Source organism: Micromonospora desertarenae, assembly GCF_056150265.1.
The window spans coordinates 22127-42586 of the sequence record NZ_JAXCFQ010000018.1 but is presented as its reverse complement, the minus strand read 5'-3'; the positions used below and the strand labels follow the sequence as shown (position 1 = coordinate 42586).

Genomic DNA, 20460 nt, shown 5'->3' with positions numbered 1-20460 from the left:
CCGGTGCCGGCCCGGGGCCGGCCGGCGGAAACCCGGGGCCGGGGTCACCGGGCCCGTGCGATGATCGCCGACCGGGACGGGCAGGGGAGGTCGGGATCGTGGAGATCGAGGTACGGCGGATCGGGCCGGAGCTGGCCGGTGCGGCGGCGGAGGTGCTCGCCGAGGCGTTCGACGGCTACCCGTGGACCGCGTGGACGGTGGCGGCCGACCGGCACCGGGAACGGCTGGCTGGCCTGTTCGCCGCCACCATCTCGGCGGTCGGCCTGCGGTACGGGGACGTGTGGGCGGCGCTGGACGGCGGCGGCCGCCCCCGCGCGGTGGCCGTGTGGCTGCGGCCCGACCGGCCGGTACCCGACCAGGTCTGGGCCGAGGTGACCGAGCGCGGCGCGGAGCTGGCCGGCGAGCGGTACCCCGCCCTGGTCGCCGCCGAGGCGGCGTGCGCCCCGCTGCGGTCACCGGAGCCGGCCTTCCTGCTGGCCACGGTCGGGGTGTGCCCGGCGGACCAGGGGCGGGGGATCGGCGGACGGCTGCTGCGCCCCGGCCTGGCCGAGGCGGACCGGACCGGCCGGCCGGCGGTGCTGGAGACGTCGTCGCCGGCGAACGTCCGGTTCTACCAGCGCCTGGGCTTCGCGGTGACCGGGGAGGTCGCCGTGCCCGGCGGTGGGCCGCGGGTGTGGGCGATGCGCCGTCCCGCCCCCGGCGTGTAACGCCCGCCGCACCGGGTAGGTGGCGCGGATGGAGCTGGTGGAGGAGTCGCCGTACCGGTTCCGGATCGACCGGCACGACCCGATGCGGGTACCGGGGGTGGTCTTCGCGTCCCGGTCGCTGCTGCCGGACGCCGGGGCGGACAAGTCGCTGGAGCAGGTGGCGAACGTGGCCACCCTGCCGGGCATCGTCGGCGCCTCGTACGCGATGCCCGACGTGCACTGGGGCTACGGCTTCCCGATCGGCGGGGTCGCCGCCACCGACGTCTCCGCCGGTGGGGTGGTCTCTCCGGGCGGGGTGGGCTTCGACATCTCCTGCGGGGTCCGGCTGCTCGCCGCCGACCTCGACCGCGCCGAGCTGGGCTCCCGGCTGGAGGCGCTGATGGACGGGCTGGGCGCGGTGACCCCACGCGGCATGGGCAAGGGCGCGGTGTGGCACCTGTCCCAGCAGTCGGAGCTGGACGCGGTGCTGCGCGGCGGCTCCCGGTACGCGGTGGAGCGGGGTTTCGGCGTCGAGCGCGACCTGGCCCGCTGCGAGGACTACGGTGCGGTCGGCGACGCCAACCCGACCGAGGTGAGCGAGCGGGCGGTGGAGCGCGGCGCCCGTCAGGTCGGCAGCCTCGGCTCCGGCAACCACTTCCTCGAGGTGCAGGCCGTCGAGGAGGTGTACGACGACCGGGTGGCCGCCGCGTTCGGGCTGCGCCCGGGCCAGGTCTGCGTGATGATCCACTGCGGCTCCCGAGGGCTGGGCCACCAGATCTGCACCGACTACGTCCGCCGGATGGAGAAGGTGATGGCCCGGTACGACATCCACGTGCCAGACCGCCAGCTGGCCTGCGCGCCGGTCGACTCGCACGAGGGGCGCGCCTACCTGGGAGCGATGGCGGCCGCCGCGAACTACGCCCGGGCCAACCGGCAGCTGTTGCACGACGCGGCCCGCAAGGTGTTCAAGCGGGAGACCGGCCGGGGGCTCGACCTGGTCTACGACATCTCGCACAACCTCGCCAAGATCGAGACGCACGGGGTGGACGGCGGTCGGCGCAGTCTCTGCGTCCACCGCAAGGGGGCCACCCGGGCGTTGCCGCCGGGCCACCCGGATCTCCCCGACGACCTGCGCGACGTGGGGCAGCCGGTGCTGATCCCCGGCTCGATGGGCACCGGGTCGTACGTGCTCACCGGGGTGCCCGGGGCGCCGGCGTTCGCCTCCACCTGTCACGGTGCGGGCCGGGTGCAGAGCCGCAAGCAGGCGGTCAAGGCCGAGAAGGGGATGGACCCCCGCGCCCAACTGGAGGCCCAGGACATCGTGGTACGCGGCGCGTCCCGGCGCGGGCTGGCCGAGGAGATGCCGGCGGCGTACAAGGACATCTCGGCCGTGATCGAGGCGGCCGAGGGGGCCGGGCTGTGCCGGAAGGTCGCCCGGCTGGCGCCGATCGGCGTGGTGAAGGGCTGACCCGCCGCTTCGCCCCCGCCGGGCGCCGACCGGCCTTCAGACGTCCAGGGTCACCGCGCAGGACCAGCGCCCGTCCTCGGGGCCGAAGCGCAGCTCGTGCAGGGCGACCGCCTTCGGTACCGCGCCGACCAACTCGACGGCCTCGGTGTCGGTGGTGCGCCAGCGCACCAGCAGGCCGCCCGCGCCGTCGTCGGTCACCTCGGTGCTCAGCGGCAGCTCACCCTCGGTCTCCATCCGGAAGATCACCTCGTCGAGGACGCTCACCAGCAGGTCCTCGTCGTCACCGGCGGGCGCCCGGAACTCCCGTTCGGCCGCCGGCCGCGCCCCGGCGGTGTCGGTGAACGTGTCGACCAGCGCGGTCACCGCCTCGGCCACGCACGCCTCCCGGCTGGGCGCCCACGCCTCGATCCGGACGTCGGCGGTGTGCGGCACGCATCGGTGTCCCCGGTCCGCTGGTCGCTCCATGCCCCGATCATCCGCCCGGTGCCCGGGCGCGGCAGGCGGTTGTCGGGAGCCGGCCCGGACGCTCGTCCGGGGGAACCCGGAGCGGCCCCGGAAACCGGCCGGATCCACTGGGCAGGCGCGCCATATGCAGTCACGCTACAGGTACCGAACCTACGGGAGGTGCCAGCGTGGTGGCCGGACGACGATCCCTGGCCCGGGTGACCATCGGCGTGCTCGCCGTCGTGCTCGTCCTCTGCTGCGGCGGGGTGGCCGTCGGCGGCTGGGCCCTCGCCCGGGGCGGCACCGACACCGTCGGCCGGGTGGACTTCGTCCGCCCGCTGGCCGTGCCGCCGCTGGCCGAGTCCCGGGTCGACGAGCGCGGACGGCGGGTGTTCGACCTGCTCGCCCGGGAGGGCCGGCGCGACTTCCACGGCGACGGGCGGCTGACCCGCACGGCCGGCTTCGACGGCGACTTCCTCGGCCCCACCCTGCGCGCGAAGCGGGGTGAGCAGGTCGTGGTCAACGTGGTCAACCGGCTCACCGAGGAGACCAGCGTGCACTGGCACGGCATGCACCTGCCGGCCCGGATGGACGGCGGGCCGCACCAGATGGTCCGCCCCGGTGCCACCTGGTCGCCGACCTGGACGGTGAACCAGCCGGCCGCCACCCTCTGGTACCACCCGCACCCGCACGGGCAGACCGAGGAGCACGTCTACCGGGGACTGGCCGGGATGTTCATCCTGGACGACGACCGGGAGGCCGCGCTGCCGCTGCCGCGCCACTACGGGGTGGACGACATCCCGGTGATCGTGCAGGACCGCGACTTCTCCCGCGGCGGCCAGTTCAAGAAGACCCGCAACATGATCGCCGGGATCGGCGTGCTGGGCGACACCCTGCTGGTCAACGGCACCGTCGGGCCGTACCTGGACGTGCGGACCGAGCGGGTGCGGCTGCGGCTGCTCAACGGCTCGACCGCCCGCACGTACGACTTCGGCCTCTCCGACGACCGGCCGTTCGCGCTGATCGGCAGCGACGGCGGGCTGTTGCCGCGCACCGCCCGGGTCGACCGGGTGCAACTGTCGCCCGGCGAGCGCGCCGAGATCGTGGTGGACGTCCGGCCGGGGGAGCGGGTGACCCTGCGCAGCACCCCACCCGAGCTGGGTGCCGGTGCGCTGGCCGACCGCTTCGCCGGCGGTGCGGACCGCTTCGACGTGCTGCAACTGCGCGCCGCGGACACCCTCGCCGCGTCGCCGCCGGTGCCGCAGACGCTGGCGCCGACCGAGCGGCTGGACCCGGCCGACGCGGAGCGGACCCGCCGGTTCACCCTCACCGGCCGCAGCATCAACGGCCGCTCGATGGAGCTGGACCGGATCGACGAGACCGTCACCCGCGGCAGCACCGAGGTCTGGGAGGTGTCCAACCGGGACGGCACCCCGCACAACTTCCACGTGCACGACGTGCAGTTCCAGGTGCTCTCGGTCGGCGGCTCGGCTCCGCCGCCCGCCCTGAGCGGCTGGAAGGACACCGTCTACCTGGCGCCCAACCGGCCGGTGCGGCTGATCATGCGGTTCACCGACCACAGTGACCCGGACATGCCGTACATGTACCACTGCCACCTGCTGTACCACGAGGACGCCGGCATGATGGGCCAGTTCGTGGTGGTCGAGCCGGGCCAGCGAGCCGGCCGCCCGCCGCGGTCGGGCGACCACAGCGGCCACGACTGAGCGCGCCCGCCGTGCCGGTGGCGGCGCGGACCCGGCCGGGCGCCGGTGGCGCCGCGGTCCCTGTCGAGCTGCCCCACCGGTAGGACCATCCGAGCCTGCCCGCCGCCGGCCGGCAGCAACCCGCCCCGGGTCCGGGGGCAGCTCGACAGGGCGGACGAGGGTGAGCGCCACGACGACCACCGCACCCCGCCGCGCCGGCGTCGGCGCTTGGCGGGACGGCAGTTGGCGGGACGGCAGTTGGCGGGACGGCAGTTGGCGGGACGGTGGCGGTGGACGGTAGGGCGTACGGTCGGCGGGTGCGGATCATCAAGTACACCCACGCCTGTGTCCGGATCGAGCTCGACGGGGCGGTCCTGGTGATCGACCCGGGCACCTGGAGCGAGCCGCGGGCCCTGGCCGGCGCGGACGCCGTGCTGGTCACCCACGAGCACACCGACCACATCGACGTGCTGCGGCTGGCCGGCCTCGGGGTCCCGGTCTTCGTCCCCGAGCAGGCGGTGCTGCCCGACCTGGCCCCGCTGCCGGTCACCCGGGTCCGCGCCGGGCAACGGTTCACCGCCGCCGGCCTCAGCGTGACCGCGTACGGCGGGCGGCACGCCGCCATCCACGACGGGCAGCCCGACTGCGCCAACCTCGGCTACCTGGTCGAGGAGAGCGTCTACCACCCGGGCGACTCGCTGCACCGCCCCGAGCAGCCGGTGCCGACGCTGCTGGTGCCGGCGCAGGCGTCCTGGCTGAAGCTCACCGAGGCGATCGACTTCGCCCGCGCGGTCGGCGCCGGGCGGGTGTTCCCGATCCACGACGCCCAGCTCAACGAGCGCGGGCTGGCCAGCGTCAACGGCTGGTTCGGCGAGACGGTGCCCGGCTACCGGTACCTGGCTCCCGGCGACGCCGCCTGAGCCCTGCGCCGTTCCCCCGGCCGCGCGATGGTGGTCTCGGCGCACTGGTACATCGGGGCCACCGCGGTCACCGCCATGCCCCGGCCACGGACCATCCACGACTTCTACGGCTTCCCCCAGGAACTGTTCGACGTGCGCTACCCGGCGCCCGGCCTGCCCGAGCTGGCCGAGGAGATCAGCGACGTGGTGCACCCGACCTGGGTGGGCGCCGACGTGGACTCCTGGGGGATCGACCACGGCACCTGGTCGGTGCTCACCCACGCCTTCCCCGAGGCGGACATCCCGGTCGTCCAGTTGAGCATCAACGCCTTCAAGCCGCTGGACTACCACCTGGAGCTGGGCGCGCGGCTCGCGCCGCTGCGCGAGCGCGGCGTGCTGGTCGTGGCCAGCGGCAACGTGGTGCACAACCTGCGCGGGGTGAACCCCGGAATGGTCGACGAGGGCTTCGACTGGGCGCACCGGTTCGACGAGGCGGCGAAGGAGGTCATGCTCGGCCGGCCGACCGAGGCGGCCATCCTGGACGCCCACCGCGACTTCGACCTGGCCGTACCGACGCCCGACCACTTCATCCCGCTGCTCTACCTGGCCGGCCTGGCCGGCGCCGCCGGCGACGGGTCCACCGTGCTGGTGGACGGGTACGCCTACGGCTCGCTGTCGATGACCGCGTACACGGTGGGCCTGGCCTGCGAGGGCGCCGGCCCGGCGACCGGGGCGCCGAGGCTCCCGACCGACGTGCCGGCCGACTCGTCCAACATCTGACGCGGCCCGTTCCCCCCGCCCGCCGGCCGGCAGGGCGGCCCGGCGGGCGCGGGGGACTCAGAACTCGAAGCGCGGCGCGGCCGGGGTCAGCAGGGTCGTCCGGGACGGCGCGGACCAGCCGCGACGCAGTTCGGCGGCGATGGCGTCGAGCACCCGCGGCACGTCCCGCCCGGCGCCCTCGTGCATCGCCTCCACCACCACCAGGATCGACGCGGTGTCGTCGCGCACGGCCGACCAGCCGCTCTGCCGGTTGGTCCAGCGTCGGGCGTGCGCCCGCCCCTGCGGATCCGCGAAGATCACCTCGCCGGGGTCGGGCCGTTCCTCGGCGCCGGCGAAGGTCAGGTAGCGCTCGTCACCCCGGGCCGGGCGCACCTCGATGCCGCCGCCGATCCGCGTCACGTCCAGGATCCCCACCGGGATGGCGTACGCGGCGGAGACCGCGTTGCCGAGGTCGACCAGCGGGTGCACCTCGGGCAGGTCACCCTCGGTGCGCAGCCGGCGCAGCAGCGACTCCGACGCGCACCGGTATCTCGTCGGGGCGAGTCCCATCCGGGCGAACGCGCGCCGCCACGCCTGGATCTCCGGGAAGCTCGCCTCGGTGCCCCCGGCCAGCCGGTCCCGGGCCACCGCGTGCAGCTCGGCCAGCGGCAGCTCGGCGCGCGGCTTGCCGGCGACGCCCTCGGCGTAGAGCAGGCCGGCGACCAGCCCGGGGTGCGCGGCCCAGACCTCGGGGGAGTGCTGGAAGTACATCGCCGCCCTCCCTCACGCCTCGGCGCGGGCCAGCAGCAGCCCGAGCGCGACGAACGAGCCGGCGAAACCCCGGCGCAGCCAGCGGGTCACCGCCGGCCGGGCCAGCACCCGGTCGCGCACCGCGCCGGCCAGCACCCCGTAGGCGGCGAACACCACGAAGGTGAGCGCCATGAACACCGCACCCAGGCCGAGCATCCGGGCGAACTGGTTCGGCTCGCCGGCCCGCACGAACTGCGGCAGGAACGCGAAGAAGAAGATGGTCAGCTTCGGGTTGAGCAGGTTGGACAGCACCGCCACCGAGATCACGCGGGCGGCCGACGGGGCCGGCTGCGCCGGGTCGACGGCGAACCCGTCGCGGTCCCGCAGGGTGGCCCAGGCCAGGTAGAGCAGGTACGCCACACCGGCGTACTTGAGCACCTGGAAGGCCGTCGCGCTGGAGTGCAGCAGCGCGGCCAGCCCGGTGACCGCCGCGGCCAGGTGCGGGGCGACGCCCAGGGTGGAGCCGGCGGCGGCGAGCACGCCCGCCCGGGGGCCCCGGCCGAGCCCGGCGGCGAGGGTGTAGAGGGCCCCGGTGCCCGGGGTGGCGATCACGACGAGCGAGGTGACCAGGAACGCGATGGTCATCATCGTCCTTCCGACGAGTGGGTGGTGCTGTCTCGCCACCCACTCTGCTGCCATCATGGTCCAATGAGCAGGGCCAAACCACGTTCGCCCGAGAGGTCCATAACCGCCGGGTCGGACTTCCTTCACCTGGACATCGCCGAGGCGCCGCCCGGCGGCCGCGCCGACTGGCTGGCCGCCCGGCTGCGCCAGGCCATCGCCGACGGGCGGCTCCCGGTCGGCGGCCGGCTGCCCGCCACCCGGGTGCTCGCCGCCGATCTCGGCGTCTCCCGGGGCGTGGTCACCGAGGCGTACCAGCGGCTGGTCGAGGACGGCCAGGTCGCCGGGCGGGGGCGCGCCGGCACCGTGGTGGTCGCCGCCCCGGCCGCGCCGCCCGCGCCGCCCCCGGCCGCGGCGCCCGCCCCGGGCACGCTCTTCCCGCGCGCCCCGGGCACCCACGTCTTCGACGCCGTACGGGCGGTGCCGGCGCGGATCGACCTGACGCCCGGCGTACCCGACCTGGCCGCCTTTCCGCGTGCGGCCTGGCTGCGCGCCGAACGGACCGTGCTGCGGCGGTTGGCGGCGTCCGACTTCGGCTACGGCGACCCGCGTGGGGCGCCCGCGCTGCGCGCCGCCGTCGCCGCCTGGCTGGCCCGCAGCCGCGGCGTCGCCGTCGATCCCGCCGAGGTGATCGTGACGACCGGTGTCTCCCAGGCGCTCGGCGTGCTCGCCCAGGCCCTGCGGCCGTACGGCATCACCCGGATCCCGGTCGAGGACCCGGGCTCGCTCGGGGTACGCCAGCACCTGAACAACTGGGGAGTGGACACCCCGCCGGTCGCGGTCGACGACGCCGGCCTGCGGGTCGACGAGCTGGCCGCGAGCGGCGTGGCCGCGGTGATGCTCACCCCGGCCCACCAGTTCCCGACCGGCGTGGTGCTCGACGGCGAGCGCCGCCGCCAGCTCGTCGCCTGGGCGCGGGCCGGCGGGCTGATCGTGGAGGACGACTACGACGCCGAGCACCGCTACGACCGCCCGCCGGTGCCGGCGCTGCGGGCGTTGCTGCCCGACCAGGTCTGTTACGCCGCCAGCGTGTCGAAGCTGCTGGCGCCGGCGTTACGGGTCGGCTGGCTGCTGGTGCCGTCGCGCTACCGGGAGGCGGTGGTGGAGGCCCGGCGCAACGCCGACCTGGGCAACGCGGTGCTGCCGCAGCTCGTGCTCGCCGAGCTGATGACCTCCGGTGCGCTGGAGCGGCAGCTGCGGATGCTGCGCCGGCGGCACGTCCGGCGGCGGGACGCGATGATCTCCGCGCTGGCCCGGCATCTGCCGGGCGCGACCGTGCACGGGGCGGCGGCCGGGCTGCACCTGATGGTCACCTTGCCCGGTGACGTGCCGGACACCGAGGTGGCTGCGGCCGCGCTGGAACGCGGGGTGAAGGTGCAGCCGCTGTCCTGGCACTGCCAGCGGGCACACCGGCCCGGGCTGGTCCTCGGGTACGCGGCGAACCCGGCCTCGACCATCGAGGAGGGGATCGCCACCGTCGGCGCCGTGCTGCGCGGCTAGCTGGGGCCGCTGCCGGCGGGGGCGACCGGTACCGGCCGCGCCGCCCGCTCGGCGGTCAGGGCGTGGTGGGCCAGCCCGACGAGCCAGGCCAACCCGGTGAAGAGCGACAGGCGCTGGAGCAGGCCGGCGGGCGCCGGAGTCCACACGCCGGCGTAGTCCAAGCCGACGAGCGTGCCGGCGCCGAGGAACAGCACGAGGACGGCGACGCCCGCCGCGATCCCGTACGGCCGGGCGAACCGGCGGGCGTAGGTGAAGGCGGTCAGTGCCAGGGCGAGGAACACGGCTGGGCCGGCGACGTCGTGCAGCGCACCGTGCCACGAGGCGGTCGCTGCCGCGCCGGGCGGGTAGTCCAGGCCGGGATCGGTGACGAAGACCCCGGCGGCGAGGAGCGCGACCCCACCGGCGGCGACCCAGCGCGGCCCCCAGACCGCCGCGGGGCCGGAGCGGATGGTCCGCCGCAGCCCGGCCGCGAAGGCGATCAGCAGGACGCCGGTGACCACGAAGTTGGCGATCTGGATCCAGCCGCGCCCGGTGAGGGCCAGCTCACTGATCCAGTTCCGCAGCGGGTCGTAGTACGGCCGGGCGGCGCCTTCGACCAGTGCGACGGCGGCGAACAGCAGGGGGCCGGCGACGCCGGCCCAGAGGAGTCTGCGAGACCACATCTCTTCTCCAAACATAATCTGCACCATGCAGATAAACGATGTTGCAGATTATGCGGCGGTAGAGTCGGGCCATGTCAAGAGCGCGGCAGGAACTGCTGCTGGAGCTGCAGGCCACGCTGACCCAGGCGGTGGCCGACGCGATCCTGGTGCAGCAGGCGGCGGCCGACCGGCTCGGTCTCGGGCTGGCTGATTTCAAGTGCCTCACCGCACTCACCGAGCAGGGCTCGGCGACGGCCGGGGAGATCGCCCAGCGCACGGGCCTGACCAGCGGCGCGGTGACCCGGATGATCGATCGCCTGGAGCGCGCCGGGTGGGTCCGGCGCCGGCACGACACGGTGGACCGCCGCCGGGTGATCGTGGAGCCGGTGCCGGAGCGGCTGGCGGAGATCGAGCCGCTCTTCGCCGGCATGGCAGCCGGCTGGTCGGCCGCGCTCGCCGACTACGACGACGCGCAGTTGCGGCTGCTCATCGACCTGTTCGGCCGGATGCGCGCGCTGGCCCGGCAGCAGGCCGCGGCGATCCGGGTCGACGCCTGACGGCGCCCGCCGGTGCTACCGGCTCCGGAAACGGTTCGACGGCCGGCGCCACCGCCGGGGTGCTCGACCCCGCCGGTGGTGCCGGCCGCCGTCGGTACGCCGGGTTGGCGTACGTCAGAGGCGCTTCGCGACCTCGACCAGCTGGTCCAGGGCCGCGCCCCAGCCCTCGATGAAGCCCATGTCCGCGTGCGCCTTCTTCGCCGAGGCGTCGGCATGGATGGCGGTGGCGGTGTACTTCGTGCCGTTGCCGGCGGGTTCGATGTGCACGACGGCGGTGAACGGGAAGCCGTCCTCGCTGGCCTGCGGCCGGAAGCCGGGGCCGAGGGCCGAGGTGAAGACCAGCGTCGAGTTCTCCTCGACCAGCAGCACGCAGCCGACGTTGGGGAACTCCTGACCCTCCGGCGAGCGCATCACCGTGTTGAACTTGCCGCCGGGGCGCAGGTCGAGCTCGCAGGACGTGGTCGACCAGGGCTTCGGGGTGAACCACTGCACGATCAGCTCGGGCGTCGTCCACGCCTTCCAGACCAGCTCGGGCGCGACGTCGACGGTGCGCTCCAGGACGAGGTCGAGGTTCGGGTCCGCGGAGTAGGTGGTCATTTCTGCTGCTCCTTCAGGTTGTGGAGTAGTGCGTCGAGTTGATCCAGGCGTCGGGTCCACAGCGCGCGCTGACCGGCGAGCCAGCTGTCGACCTGTTCCAGCGGCGCGGGTGTGAGGCGGTAGGTGCGCACCCGTCCCTTCTTCTCCGACGTCACCAGGCCGGAGCGCTCGAGGACGCCCAGGTGCTGGGTGAACGACGGCAGTGCCATGTCGAACGGACGGGCCAGCTCGCTGGTCGTCGCGGGCCCCCGGCCGAGGCGTTCGACGATCCGCCGGCGGGTGGGGTCGGACAACGCGTGGAACACGCCGTCCAAGGCCGGGTCCGCCGGCCCGCCTCCGTCGCCAGATCGCTTAGGCATGTACCTAAGTATGGGGGCGAACGAAGCTTAGGTCAATACCTAAGTATTAGGCGCGTCGGAGGCTTGCGATGCCGTGACCGCCGCCGCCGCAGGGGAGGTGCGCCTTGACATCGGCGGCGCCCGCTGCCCAGCATCGGGGGCACCGGTGTCGCGACCTCGGCGGCCAGCAGGCCGTACGGGCTGAAACGTCGACTCTTCGCGAAGGGACGACGTGATGCACCCGATGCTGCGACGGCTGGACGACCTCGCCGCCCACCTCGCCACCCGCCCGGACGTGGTCGCGCTGCTCGGGCTGGGCTCCGCCGGCGCCGAGCACGACCGCCTCGACGACTACTCCGACCTCGACTTCTTCGTCGTGGTCGACGCGCCCGCCAAGCCGCGCTACCTGGAGTCCGTCGACTGGCTGCAGGCACCGTGCCCGGTGGCGTACAGCTTCGCCAACGACCGCAACGGGCGGAAGGCGCTCTACGCCGACGGCGTCTTCGTCGAGTACGCCGTCTTCACCGTCGCCGAACTCGCCCGGTTGCCGTTCACCGGCGCCCGGGTCGTCTGGCAACGCGACGACGCGCCCGCCGGGCTGGCAGACGCCGGCCCGCCGCCCGCCGCGGTTCCGTACGACACCGTCGAGTTCCACCTCAACGAGGCGCTGACCAACCTCTACGTCGGCTTGCTGCGCGACCTGCGCGGTGAGCGGCTGACCGCCGCGCGGTTCATCCAGTCGTACGCCGTCGACCGGGTGATCGGGCTGCTGAACCTGACCCACCCCGAGGCCGGGCACCGCCGCGACCCCTTCGACGCCAGCCGGCGGGTCGAGCAGGCGTACCCGCCGGAGGTGCTGCCGCTGGCCGCGATGGTGCCCGGCTACCAGCACAACCGGCGGGCGGCGGCGGTCACGCTGACCTGGCTGGAGGTGCGCTTCGCCGTGGACCGGGTGATCGCCGACGCGATCCGCCGGCTCCTGGCCGCCGGATCCTAGACCCGGCCGCCGAAGAAGACCCAGACCTCGGCCACCCGGCGCTGCCGCCCTGCCGAGTTGACCATTTTCTGGGAGCGCCGGCGACCGGGCGCCCACCGTCCCCAACGACTGGGAAGCTGTCCGGCAGTTGCCCGCGGAGAGGAGCCCGGCGTGTTCCCGCCGTCGACCGTCACCGACCCGGAGCTGGTCAGGGACCTGCAGGAGCGGGCCGCCCGGGGCCAGCCCGCGACGCTGATCGAGGACGCGCGCGGGTGGTGGTTGCGCCTCGCCCCCGGCGGCGCCTGGTGGGTGGGCAGCGTCCTGCCGCATCGTCCGGCCCGGGGAGCCGACCTGGCGCAGCGGGTCGCGGCGGCCGAGGAGTTCTACCGGGCCCACGGCGCGCCGCCGGCGTTCCAGATCAGCCCGCCGGCGTGCCCGGACGGGCTCGACGAGCTGCTGGCCGCGCGCGGCTACCGGCGGGAGTGCCCGGTCTCGTTGCAGGTCGCCCGGACCGTGGAGGTGCTCGACCGGTTGGCACCGGGCGCGCTGCGGGTCGAGCTGGACGACCGGCCGAGCCGACCGTGGCTGGACACCTGGCTCGCCGTACACGCGCCCGGTGGCGACCCCGGCGGCGAGCGGGAACTGCTCGACGGGGTGGCATTGCCGTCCGGCTACGCCCGCGCCCTGGTCGGTGACGACGTGGTCGCGGCCGGCCGGGCGGTGGCCGACGCCGGCTGGGCGGGGGTGTTCGGCATGGTGACGCTGCCCGGGGCGCGCGGGCGGGGCGCCGCCCGCGCCGTGCTGGCCGCGCTGGCCGAGTGGGCCGCTGCCCACCACGCCGACCACGTGTATCTCCAGGTGGAGCGCGGCAACGTCGCGGCGCGGCGGCTGTACGGGCGGGCCGGCTTCACCGAGCTGTGCGGCTACCACTACCGCATCGCGGGGTGACGGTCGCCCTGCGTCGGTGACAATCACCTGGTCCATGACTGCCGGGTCGCCCGCGCGCGTCATCGACGCCCACGCCTGTCGGTTCCCGACACACCGGCACCGCCCGACGTGTCGGCCCCGCTCATATCGGGTGTGCTCGATGTCACGCTAGCGTCTGGCCACGCCGACACCACCGCCGGCGCTCGCCGAACCGGGAGCGTCCATGACCACACCGCTGAGGGCCACCGCCGCCCTGGTCACCGCCCTGCTGCTGACCCTGACCACCGCGACCCCCGCCCAGGCCGCCGACCCGTCCACCAAGACCCCGGTCGCCGGTTCGCTGCGCGCCTACAACGTCTCCGCCGTGTACGTCGCCGGAGTCTCCTCCGGTGGCTACATGGCTACCCAACTGCACGTCGCCTACTCGTCCCGGATCCGCGGCGCGGCCGTCTTCGCCGCCGGGCCCTACTACTGCGCCCAGAACAACGTCGCCCAGGCGCTCTACGGCTGCGGCGACAACCAGTACCCGACCAACCTGTCCGCCCTGCAGACCTACACCCGCACCTGGGCCTCGTACGGCTGGGTCGACCCGGTGGGCAACCTCTCCGGCGACCCGGTCTACGTCTTCCACGGCGCGAACGACAACACCGTCAAGAAATCCGTCACCGACGACCTGGTCCGCTACTACCAGCACTTCGGCGCCAGTGTGCAGTACGACAGCGGCTCCTCGGCCGGGCACGCCTGGGTCACCCCGTACGGCACCCGCGGCTGCACCGCGACCGCGTCGCCGTTCCTCAACAACTGCGGCACCGACCCGCAGCAGGCCCTGTTGCGCAAGCTGCTGGGCAGCGTCGCGGCGCCGAACACCGGAGCCCTGGGCGGCACGCTCATCCGGTTCAGCCAGAACACCCACGCGGTCAACGGCTACGCCCCCGGCCTGAGCATGGACGCCAACGGCTTCGCGTACGTGCCGTCGTCGTGCGCCGCCGGCCAGTCCTGCCGGCTGCTGGTCGCCCTGCACGGCTGCCTCCGGGCGTACGGCTCGGTCGGCACCGCGTTCGTGGACCGGGCCAACCTCAACCAGTACGCCGACACCAACAACCTGATCGTGCTCTACCCCCAGGCCGCCACGGCGGGCACCAACCCCAACGGCTGCTGGGACTGGTGGGGCTACCTCGGCGCCACCAACTACCCGATCAAGGGCGGCGCCCAGGTCGAGACGATCATGAACATGGTCCGCCGCCTCGACGGCTGACCCGCGCGAGGTGGCCCCCGGCCGGGTCCCGATCAGGCGTGCTCGTCGGCCGGGGCGTCCACCCCGGCCAGCCGGGCGTCCGCCTCGGCCTGGCCCTCGGCGTCCCGGGCCGCCTCGCAGATCGCTGCGGCGTCCACCCAGTGCCGCCGCGCCTCGTCCGGGTCGCCGAGCGCGGCCGCCGCGTCGCCCAGGTACAACAGCGTCCGGCCCAGCCCGGCGGTGGCCGGCCCGCCCTCGCGCAGCCGCCGGCTCTCGGCCAGCATCTCGTACGCCTGCCGGGCCTGGCCGGGCGCGGCGCCGAGCAGCGTGGCACCGGCGTTGAGCAGCGCGGCGGCCCGGTTCGTCGGGTCCGCCACCGACTCGTACTCGCGCAGCGCGGCCCGCCACGACTGCGCCGCGTCCAGGTGCTCGCCCATCTCGGCGTGCACCAGCACCAGGTTGGTCAGCGCCGCCGCGTAGCCGCGGGCGTCGCCGAGCGAGCGGAAGGTGTTCGCCGCCCGCACCAGGTGGTGGTGGGCGATCTCCAGTTCGCCGCGCGCCAACTGGGCGGCGCCGAGGCCGAGCTGGGTCAGCGCGTGCCCGGCCCGGTCGGCGCTGGAACGGTGCCGGCGGGACAGCTCCAGGTGTTCCACCGCGTCGTCGAGCTGACCCAGGTCGAGCAGGACCAGGCCGAGGTTCATCCGGGCCTGGGCCGTGCCCCGGCGGCCGCGCTCCGCCACGGCCAGGGTCAGCGCGGTCGCCGCGCCCTGCGGGTCGTGCCGGCGCCGGCGCAGCACGCCCAGCTCGTTGTGCGCCCAGCCGGCGATCTCCGGCCGGTCGTCGGCGGTCGGCGTGGCCAGCACGGTGCGGCACACCTCGTCCCACTCGTCCAGCCGCTCGACGTGGGCGAGCCAGCCGCACAGCGCGACCGCCAGCCGGAACCACCAGCGGCGGACCCGCCGGGGCAGCGTCTCGGCCGCGCCCGCCGGCACCTTGACCACCGCGAGCAGCAGCTCCTGGTGCAGGTCGAACCAGCCGTACGGGTCGTCGTCCAGCGGCAGCGGCCGGTCCCGGTCCAGGGTGGACGCGGCCACCGCCAGGCTCGCCACGTGCCGGTCGGCCCGCCGGGCCAGGTGCCGGGTGAGCCGGGCCTGCGCGGCCACCCGCCGGCGCACCGGCTCGTCGTCGCGCAGGTGCATCCGGGCGTACGGGCCGAGCAGCGGGCGCACCTCGTACCGGTCGCCGGGCGCGCCGACCACGAACGCCCCGGCGGCCAGTTCGTCCAGCAGGGCGGCGATCCGGTCCGGTCGCCGGTCGGCGAGCGCCGCGATGGTCGGCCGGTCCACCGGCGCCGGGCTGAGCGACATCAGCCGCCACAGCCGGCGGGCCTCCGCCGAGAGCGCGTGGTAGGCGGTGTCCCGGGCGGTCACCAGCAGCGTGGCCGGTGAGGCGTCGATCTCCTGGTGCGGGGGAGTCCCGACCGCCCGGCGCAGCGCGTCGAGCACGTCGGCGTGCCGCCACCCGTGCTGCGCGGTGCGTCGCCCCAGCTCCGCCACCGTACGCGGCTGCCGCCCGCACAGCTCCACGATGTCCCGCACCGCCGGGTCGGTACGCGGGTCGGGCCGGTGCGGCCGGGCCGCCGGCGCCGCCGCGCCGGCCGCGGCGAACAGCTCGACGGCGTCGTCGGTGTCCGGCTCGCCCAGCCAGTGCGCCGCCACCCCCTGGCTGGCGGCCAGCGCGCCGGTGCCGGCCAGCAGCAGCCGGCAGGTCCGCGCGGTCGGCGGCAGCAGCGGCCGGACCTGCGCCGGGTCGTCCACGTTGTCCAGCACCAGCAGGATCCGGCGGCCGTCGAGCTGGCGGCGCACCTCGTCGGCGGCGTGCGCCAGGTCGTCCGGGCGGCCGGACGCCGGCGGCCGGGTGCCCAGGATCCGGGCCAGCGCGGCGAGCACCTGCCGCGCCGACCGGCGCCGCCCGCCGCGGCGCAGGTCCAGGTGGTAGAGCCCGTCGGGGAACTCGGCCCGGCACAGGTTGGCCGCCTGGATCGCGCACCACGAGGTGCCGACCGCGCGGCGGCCCACCACCGCCACCGCGTGGTGCTGTTTCAGCTCGTCGACGACGGCCTGCACCTCGTCGTCGCGCCCGGTGAACCCGGCCGGGTAGGGCAGGGTGGGCGGCCCGGCCGCCGCCGGCGCCTCGGCGTCCGTCTCGTCCGGCTCGGCGAGCTGGTCGCGCCGGCGCCGGCGCCACTCGACCAGGAAGGAGGCGAGCAGGCCGAGCACCACCACGCCGACGCTCGCCGAGCCCAGCACCTGGACCGACAGCTCGGAGAGCAGGTTGCCGGCGACGTTGCCGAGCAGCGCGCTGACCCCGCCGCCGAGCACCCCGCCGACGGCCAGCAGCACGCTCAGCCGGCCCGGCCCGCGCGACCGCCCGGCCGGCCGGCTCACCGCACGCCCCCGGCGACCAGCCCGGCGACGAGCTGGCGGCGGGCCAGCACCACCAGCAGCACCGGCAGGATCGACGCGACCACCGAACCGGCGGCGAGCACCCCGCTGTTGGCCACGAACCCGCGGGTCTGGCCGGCGAGGAACAGCCCCAGCGGCGCCGCGCCCGGCCCGCTGAACAGCAGGCCGACCACCAGGTCGTTCCACACCTGTACGAACTCCAGTACGGCGACCGCGATCACCGCCGGGCGGTTGTGCCGGGCCAGCAGCCGCAGCGTGCTCCACCAGTGCCGCCCGCCGAGCCGTACCGCGCGCACCTGCTCGGCGGGCAGGTCGGCGAAGGCGTTGCGCAGCACCAGCACGGCGAACGGGATGCCCAGCGCCACGTGCACCAGCGCCAGCCCGCGGGTGGTGCCGGAGGAGAGCACCGCGCCGAGCACCTCGTTGACCGGACCGGCGATCACCTGCACCGGCACCACGCTGGCCGCCATCAGCAGCAGCCCGGTGGCCTGCGCGGGCGGGCCGGTCAGCCAGGCCAGCGGGTACGCCGCCAGCAGCGCGATGCCGAGCACGGCGGCGGTGACGAGGGTGGCCAGCACCAGGGTGAACCCGAGCGTGCGCCACAGCTCGGGACCGCTGGCCAGCTGCCGGTAGGAGTCCAGGCTGGGCGCGCTCGACCACCAGGCCCGGGCGGCCGCGTCGACCGGCCGGTGCAGCGAGGTGGCCAGCAGCACGCCCAGCGGCACCAGCCAGGCCAGCGCGGCGCCGGCGGCGAGCAACCGGATCGACCGGCGCGGCGGCGCCGCCGGCTCCGGGTCGACCGGCCCCGGGTCGCGCGGTGGCGGCCACGCCTGCCGGACGAAGAGCGCCGCCACCAGCATGCCGGCCGCCACCGCCGCCAGCCAGATCACCCCGAGTGCGGCGCCCTCGCCGGTGGTGGTGCCGCCGGAGGTCTGCCAGACCCGCAGCGCCAGCACCGACGCCTCGTCGCGCACCGAACCGGGGGTCATCACCAGGATCAGGTCGAAGGTGCGGCTGGTGCCGAGCGCCACCAGGGCGAACACCACCGCGACGGTGCGCAGCAGCAGTGGGCGCCACTGCGCGTCCCAGAGCACGTCGCGCCGGTTGCCGCCGTAGGCGCGGACCGCGTCGCCGAGGCTCGGCGGCACCGCGTCCAGCGCGGCCCGGAACACCAGCACGGCCAGCCCGACCCAGGCCCACACGAACGCCGACATCAGGGCCACGGTGACCAGGCCCGGGCCGAGCAGCTGCGGCACCTGCTCGGCGGGGCGCCCGGTGAGCCGGGCCAGCAGCAGGGTGGCCAGCCCGCGCTGCGGATCGGGGTCGTAGAGCAGCCGGAAGGTCACCCCGGTGACCACCAGCGGCAGCGCGGTCGGCACCACCAGGATGAGCCGGACCAGCCCGCCCTCCTGGGAGCGGCGGGACGCGGCGGCCAGCAGGTAGCCCAGCACGGTGACCACCGCCGGCACCAGCAGCGCCCAGAGCACCGTCCGGCCCACCACCGCCGCGGTGCCCGGCGCGGCGAACGCGGCCCGGAAGTTCGCCGCGCCGACCCACCGGCCGTCGGTGACCACGCTGGCGTGCAGCGTCCGCAGCACCGGCCAGGCCACCAGCCCGCCGAGCAGCAGCAGCGCCGGCAACAGCAGCGCGGAGGTGGCCCCGGCGGCCGGATAGGCCCGGCCGCGTCGGGGCGGCCCGACGTCGTCGAGGACCGCCAGCTCGCCGAGGACCGGCCGGGTCATCGCCCACCCCCGGCCGCCCGGGCCGCCGCGGCCAGCTGGCCGGTGGCCCGGCGTACCGCCTCGGCGGCGGGCACCCCGCCGGTGACGTCGGCGAAGAAGTCCTGCATGATCCGCCAGATGCCCACCCCGTCCGAGCCGGTGAACGGGCCGGGCAGCCGGTCGGAGAGGTCGAAGCGGACCGACTCCGCGTCGCGCAGCTCGGCGGCGAGCGCGCGGCGCATCGGGTCGTGGTAGCTCTCCAGCGGGACCGTGACGTTCGGGGAGAGGTAGCCGCCCGCGCGCAGCCACGGCTGGAACGCCTCCCCTCCGCTGAGCCAGCGCACCAGCTCGGCCCCGCGGGGCGACCCGGCGAACGCCACGGCCGCGTCGCCACCCAGGATCAGCGGACGGTCCGCCGCCCGCGACCCCGGGAACCGGAAGGTGACCGGCTGCTCCGTACCGCGCTGGAACCGGGCGCTGACGTCATCGACGAAGTCGGCCTCGAACACCATCGTCGCCCGGCGGTGGTGCACCACCTGGATCACCGACTCCTCGTACTGGGTGAGCAGGGCGCGGCGGGGGCCGCCGGGAAATGCGCCGTCGATGCTCCACAGCTCGGCGAGGCGCTCCAGGGCGATCCGCACCGAGCGGCTGCGCCAGTCGGCCTCGCCGCTGGCCAGCGCCTCGTAGAAATCGGGCGCGGCGATGTCGGCGAGCACGTTCTCGAACCAGTCGGTGAGCACCCAGCCGTCGGCGGCGCCGATCGCCAGCGGCGCCGGGGCGATGCCGGCCCGGGCCCGGGCGCCCAGCCGACGGGTGATCGCCACCAGCTGGTCCCAGGTGGCGGGGGGCTCGGAGAGCATCGAGCGGAAGTACCAGAACAGCGACTTGTGGGCCGCCTTCACCCAGACCCCGTAGCGGCGGCCGTCGGTGGCGAGCAGGTCGGCCATCCCGGGCGGCACGGCGTAGCTCGCGGCGGGGGCGAGTTCGCGCAGCCAGCCCCGGCGGGCGTACTCGACGACCAGGCCGGAGCGGGGCAGGATCGCCACGTCGGGGCTGGTGCCGGCGAGGTGCCGGGCGCGCAGGAACGCGTCGATGTCGTTACCGGCGCTGACCACCCGCACCGGGGCGCCGTAGCCGGCCACCACCTGCCGGAACCGGGCCAGCTCGGTGCCGCTCCACACCACCGCCACCTGCACCGCCGGCTCGCCGCGGGAACAGGCGGCGGCGGCCGTGGCGGTGCCCGCCGCGGCGGCGGCGCGCAGCAGCGTACGGCGGCGCAGCCTCACCGGCCCGCCTCCGTGGCGGCGTCGGCCGGCTCGACCCGGACCGGCTCGCCGAGTTCGGCGAGCACGGCCTCGTCGGCTGTGCAGACCAGCACCGCGAGGCCCGGCGCGTCCGGTGGGGCGAGCCGCCCGACCAGGTCGGTGAGCCGCCCGCCGTCGGGGGCGCCACCCGGCAGGTCGATCACCAGCACCTCCGGCAGGCAGGCCATCGCCCGGGCCAGCGCCGCCCGGAACCGCTGGCCCTCGGAGAGCAGGTGCGGCCGCAGGTCGAGGGTCGGCGCCAGCTCCAGCTGCTCGACCACGGCCGCCGCCCAGCTGTCGGCCACCTCGCGCACCCGTTCCCGCTTGCGCTGGCCGTAGGCGATGTTGCGGCGCACGGTCAGGTGGGGCAGCAGGGCGCCGCCGGCCGGGACGTACCCGATGCGGCGGCGCAGCGGCGGCAGGTCGGTGACGTCCCGGCCGCCGACCAGGACGGCGCCGGCCGCCGGCGCGGCCAGCCCGACCACCACCCGGGCGAGCGCGGTGCCGACCCGGGGCGGGGCGGCCAGCGCCACGGTGGCGCCGGCGGGCACGTCGAGGGTCACCGGCGTGCCGGCGGGCGGCACGACGAGTTCGCAGAGTCGTAACGTGACCATCACCTCCGGTGACCCGAGTCGTCGCCCCCAGGGTGGCACATCCGGACGACGGACACGCCCCCGCACCCTCCCTTGTGGAGGCGCGAGCGGCCCTCACCCGTCGGTGGGGCCTCGGCCGGAACGGGCACCGGGCCGGCCCGCTGCCCCCTAGCCTGGCGCTGAGGAGCACCACGGGATCGTCGACGGAGGTCAG

The 20460-nt window shown here is 75.5% G+C and carries 20 protein-coding genes; 10 read left to right on the top strand and 10 right to left on the bottom strand.

Features of this window, described 5'->3' with window-relative positions; all coding sequences use genetic code 11:
- Positions 1 to 104: 104 nt before the first annotated feature.
- The gene (locus SM577_RS28275; RefSeq protein ID WP_474588448.1) at positions 105 to 707 is read left to right on the top strand and encodes a GNAT family N-acetyltransferase; all 603 of its coding nucleotides are present in this window, start codon (positions 105 to 107) and stop codon (positions 705 to 707) included.
- A 28-nt stretch (positions 708 to 735) separates the two neighbouring features.
- On the top strand, positions 736 to 2154 hold the full coding sequence (locus SM577_RS28270; protein ID WP_474588408.1) for an RtcB family protein: 1419 nt from the start codon (positions 736 to 738) through the stop codon (positions 2152 to 2154).
- 36 nt (positions 2155 to 2190) lie between these two features.
- Here the strand turns inward: SM577_RS28270 and SM577_RS28265 are convergent, their stop codons facing one another.
- The gene (locus tag SM577_RS28265; protein ID WP_302921912.1) at positions 2191 to 2619 is read right to left on the bottom strand and encodes an archease; all 429 of its coding nucleotides are present in this window, start codon (positions 2617 to 2619) and stop codon (positions 2191 to 2193) included.
- Positions 2620 to 2789: 170 nt separating this feature from the next.
- On the opposite strand from SM577_RS28265, the gene SM577_RS28260 reads away from it, so the two are divergent.
- From SM577_RS28260 to ygiD, 3 genes are all read left to right on the top strand, one after another.
- A complete protein-coding gene (locus SM577_RS28260; protein WP_474588407.1) occupies positions 2790 to 4322 on the top strand; it encodes a multicopper oxidase family protein in 1533 nt (510 codons plus the stop codon).
- Positions 4323 to 4618: 296 nt separating this feature from the next.
- Complete coding sequence (locus SM577_RS28255) at positions 4619 to 5221, top strand: MBL fold metallo-hydrolase (RefSeq protein WP_302921910.1); 603 nt, start codon at positions 4619 to 4621, stop codon at positions 5219 to 5221.
- Positions 5222 to 5248: 27 nt separating this feature from the next.
- Positions 5249 to 5980 (top strand): 4,5-DOPA-extradiol-dioxygenase, encoded by a 732-nt coding sequence (gene ygiD / locus SM577_RS28250; RefSeq protein ID WP_474588406.1) that lies wholly within the window; start codon positions 5249 to 5251, stop codon positions 5978 to 5980.
- Between the two features lie 57 nt (positions 5981 to 6037).
- Here the strand turns inward: ygiD and SM577_RS28245 are convergent, their stop codons facing one another.
- Together SM577_RS28245 and SM577_RS28240 are read right to left on the bottom strand one after the other, a co-directional pair.
- Complete coding sequence (locus tag SM577_RS28245; RefSeq protein ID WP_474588405.1) at positions 6038 to 6730, bottom strand: B3/B4 domain-containing protein; 693 nt, start codon at positions 6728 to 6730, stop codon at positions 6038 to 6040.
- A gap of 12 nt (positions 6731 to 6742) precedes the next feature.
- Positions 6743 to 7354 carry a LysE family translocator gene (locus SM577_RS28240; RefSeq protein WP_302921908.1) on the bottom strand — a complete coding sequence of 204 codons (612 nt, stop codon included), beginning with the start codon at positions 7352 to 7354 and terminating at the stop codon, positions 6743 to 6745.
- A 63-nt stretch (positions 7355 to 7417) separates the two neighbouring features.
- Here SM577_RS28240 and pdxR point away from each other — a divergent pair, with 63 nt between their 5' ends.
- Positions 7418 to 8890: a MocR-like pyridoxine biosynthesis transcription factor PdxR gene (pdxR, locus tag SM577_RS28235; protein WP_474588404.1), complete on the top strand. Its 1473-nt coding sequence runs from the start codon at positions 7418 to 7420 to the stop codon at positions 8888 to 8890.
- On the opposite strand, the gene SM577_RS28230 is transcribed toward pdxR, so the two are convergent.
- Positions 8887 to 9552, bottom strand: a complete 666-nt coding sequence (locus SM577_RS28230; RefSeq protein WP_302921906.1) for a DUF998 domain-containing protein — start codon at positions 9550 to 9552, stop codon at positions 8887 to 8889. The two genes, pdxR and SM577_RS28230, sit on opposite strands and share 4 nt — an antisense overlap.
- Positions 9553 to 9623: 71 nt before the next feature.
- Between SM577_RS28230 and SM577_RS28225 the strand changes: the two genes are divergently transcribed.
- The gene (locus SM577_RS28225) at positions 9624 to 10088 is read left to right on the top strand and encodes a MarR family winged helix-turn-helix transcriptional regulator (protein ID WP_474588403.1); all 465 of its coding nucleotides are present in this window, start codon (positions 9624 to 9626) and stop codon (positions 10086 to 10088) included.
- Positions 10089 to 10202: 114 nt separating this feature from the next.
- On the opposite strand, the gene SM577_RS28220 is transcribed toward SM577_RS28225, so the two are convergent.
- Positions 10203 to 10685: an SRPBCC family protein gene (locus tag SM577_RS28220; RefSeq protein ID WP_474579922.1), complete on the bottom strand. Its 483-nt coding sequence runs from the start codon at positions 10683 to 10685 to the stop codon at positions 10203 to 10205.
- Positions 10682 to 10990: an ArsR/SmtB family transcription factor gene (locus SM577_RS28215; protein WP_474588447.1), complete on the bottom strand. Its 309-nt coding sequence runs from the start codon at positions 10988 to 10990 to the stop codon at positions 10682 to 10684. Before SM577_RS28215 ends, SM577_RS28220 begins: the two co-directional genes overlap by 4 nt.
- Positions 10991 to 11267: 277 nt before the next feature.
- On the opposite strand from SM577_RS28215, the gene SM577_RS28210 reads away from it, so the two are divergent.
- The 3 genes from SM577_RS28210 to SM577_RS28200 all read left to right on the top strand — a co-directional run bounded on the left by SM577_RS28210 (position 11268) and on the right by SM577_RS28200 (position 14181).
- Positions 11268 to 12020, top strand: a complete 753-nt coding sequence (locus SM577_RS28210; RefSeq protein ID WP_474579921.1) for a hypothetical protein — start codon at positions 11268 to 11270, stop codon at positions 12018 to 12020.
- Between the two features lie 150 nt (positions 12021 to 12170).
- Positions 12171 to 12947, top strand: coding sequence for a GNAT family N-acetyltransferase (locus tag SM577_RS28205; protein ID WP_474588402.1), 777 nt, complete (start codon positions 12171 to 12173; stop codon positions 12945 to 12947).
- 202 nt (positions 12948 to 13149) lie between these two features.
- A complete protein-coding gene (locus SM577_RS28200) occupies positions 13150 to 14181 on the top strand; it encodes an extracellular catalytic domain type 2 short-chain-length polyhydroxyalkanoate depolymerase (protein ID WP_474588401.1) in 1032 nt (343 codons plus the stop codon).
- Positions 14182 to 14213: 32 nt separating this feature from the next.
- Here SM577_RS28200 and SM577_RS28195 read toward each other — a convergent pair whose 3' ends face one another.
- The 4 genes from SM577_RS28195 to SM577_RS28180 are packed head-to-tail and all read right to left on the bottom strand — an operon-like array spanning position 14214 to position 20267.
- Positions 14214 to 16607, bottom strand: a complete 2394-nt coding sequence (locus SM577_RS28195) for a hypothetical protein (RefSeq protein ID WP_474588400.1) — start codon at positions 16605 to 16607, stop codon at positions 14214 to 14216.
- Positions 16604 to 18367, bottom strand: coding sequence for a hypothetical protein (locus tag SM577_RS28190; protein WP_474579918.1), 1764 nt, complete (start codon positions 18365 to 18367; stop codon positions 16604 to 16606). Before SM577_RS28190 ends, SM577_RS28195 begins: the two co-directional genes overlap by 4 nt.
- Positions 18364 to 19635, bottom strand: coding sequence for an ABC transporter substrate-binding protein (locus tag SM577_RS28185; protein ID WP_474588399.1), 1272 nt, complete (start codon positions 19633 to 19635; stop codon positions 18364 to 18366). The genes SM577_RS28190 and SM577_RS28185 overlap by 4 nt, the downstream gene beginning before the upstream one ends.
- Positions 19632 to 20267 carry an ATP-binding cassette domain-containing protein gene (locus SM577_RS28180; protein WP_474588398.1) on the bottom strand — a complete coding sequence of 212 codons (636 nt, stop codon included), beginning with the start codon at positions 20265 to 20267 and terminating at the stop codon, positions 19632 to 19634. Before SM577_RS28180 ends, SM577_RS28185 begins: the two co-directional genes overlap by 4 nt.
- Positions 20268 to 20460 lie beyond the last annotated feature (193 nt).

What these genes read in the sequence shown, in the direction of transcription:
- ygiD (WP_474588406.1), top strand. Translation starts at nt 5,249, where the DNA reads ATGGTGGTCTCGGCGCACTGGTACATCGGGGCCACCGCGGTCACCGCC.
- SM577_RS28190 (WP_474579918.1), bottom strand. Translation starts at nt 18,367, where the DNA reads ATGACCCGGCCGGTCCTCGGCGAGCTGGCGGTCCTCGACGACGTCGGG.
- pdxR (WP_474588404.1), top strand. Translation starts at nt 7,418, where the DNA reads ATGAGCAGGGCCAAACCACGTTCGCCCGAGAGGTCCATAACCGCCGGG.
- SM577_RS28270 (WP_474588408.1), top strand. Translation starts at nt 736, where the DNA reads ATGGAGCTGGTGGAGGAGTCGCCGTACCGGTTCCGGATCGACCGGCAC.
- SM577_RS28240 (WP_302921908.1), bottom strand. Translation starts at nt 7,354, where the DNA reads ATGACCATCGCGTTCCTGGTCACCTCGCTCGTCGTGATCGCCACCCCG.
- SM577_RS28230 (WP_302921906.1), bottom strand. Translation starts at nt 9,552, where the DNA reads ATGTGGTCTCGCAGACTCCTCTGGGCCGGCGTCGCCGGCCCCCTGCTG.
- SM577_RS28220 (WP_474579922.1), bottom strand. Translation starts at nt 10,685, where the DNA reads ATGACCACCTACTCCGCGGACCCGAACCTCGACCTCGTCCTGGAGCGC.
- SM577_RS28225 (WP_474588403.1), top strand. Translation starts at nt 9,624, where the DNA reads ATGTCAAGAGCGCGGCAGGAACTGCTGCTGGAGCTGCAGGCCACGCTG.
- SM577_RS28200 (WP_474588401.1), top strand. Translation starts at nt 13,150, where the DNA reads ATGACCACACCGCTGAGGGCCACCGCCGCCCTGGTCACCGCCCTGCTG.
- SM577_RS28245 (WP_474588405.1), bottom strand. Translation starts at nt 6,730, where the DNA reads ATGTACTTCCAGCACTCCCCCGAGGTCTGGGCCGCGCACCCCGGGCTG.
- SM577_RS28180 (WP_474588398.1), bottom strand. Translation starts at nt 20,267, where the DNA reads ATGGTCACGTTACGACTCTGCGAACTCGTCGTGCCGCCCGCCGGCACG.
- SM577_RS28210 (WP_474579921.1), top strand. Translation starts at nt 11,268, where the DNA reads ATGCTGCGACGGCTGGACGACCTCGCCGCCCACCTCGCCACCCGCCCG.
- SM577_RS28265 (WP_302921912.1), bottom strand. Translation starts at nt 2,619, where the DNA reads ATGGAGCGACCAGCGGACCGGGGACACCGATGCGTGCCGCACACCGCC.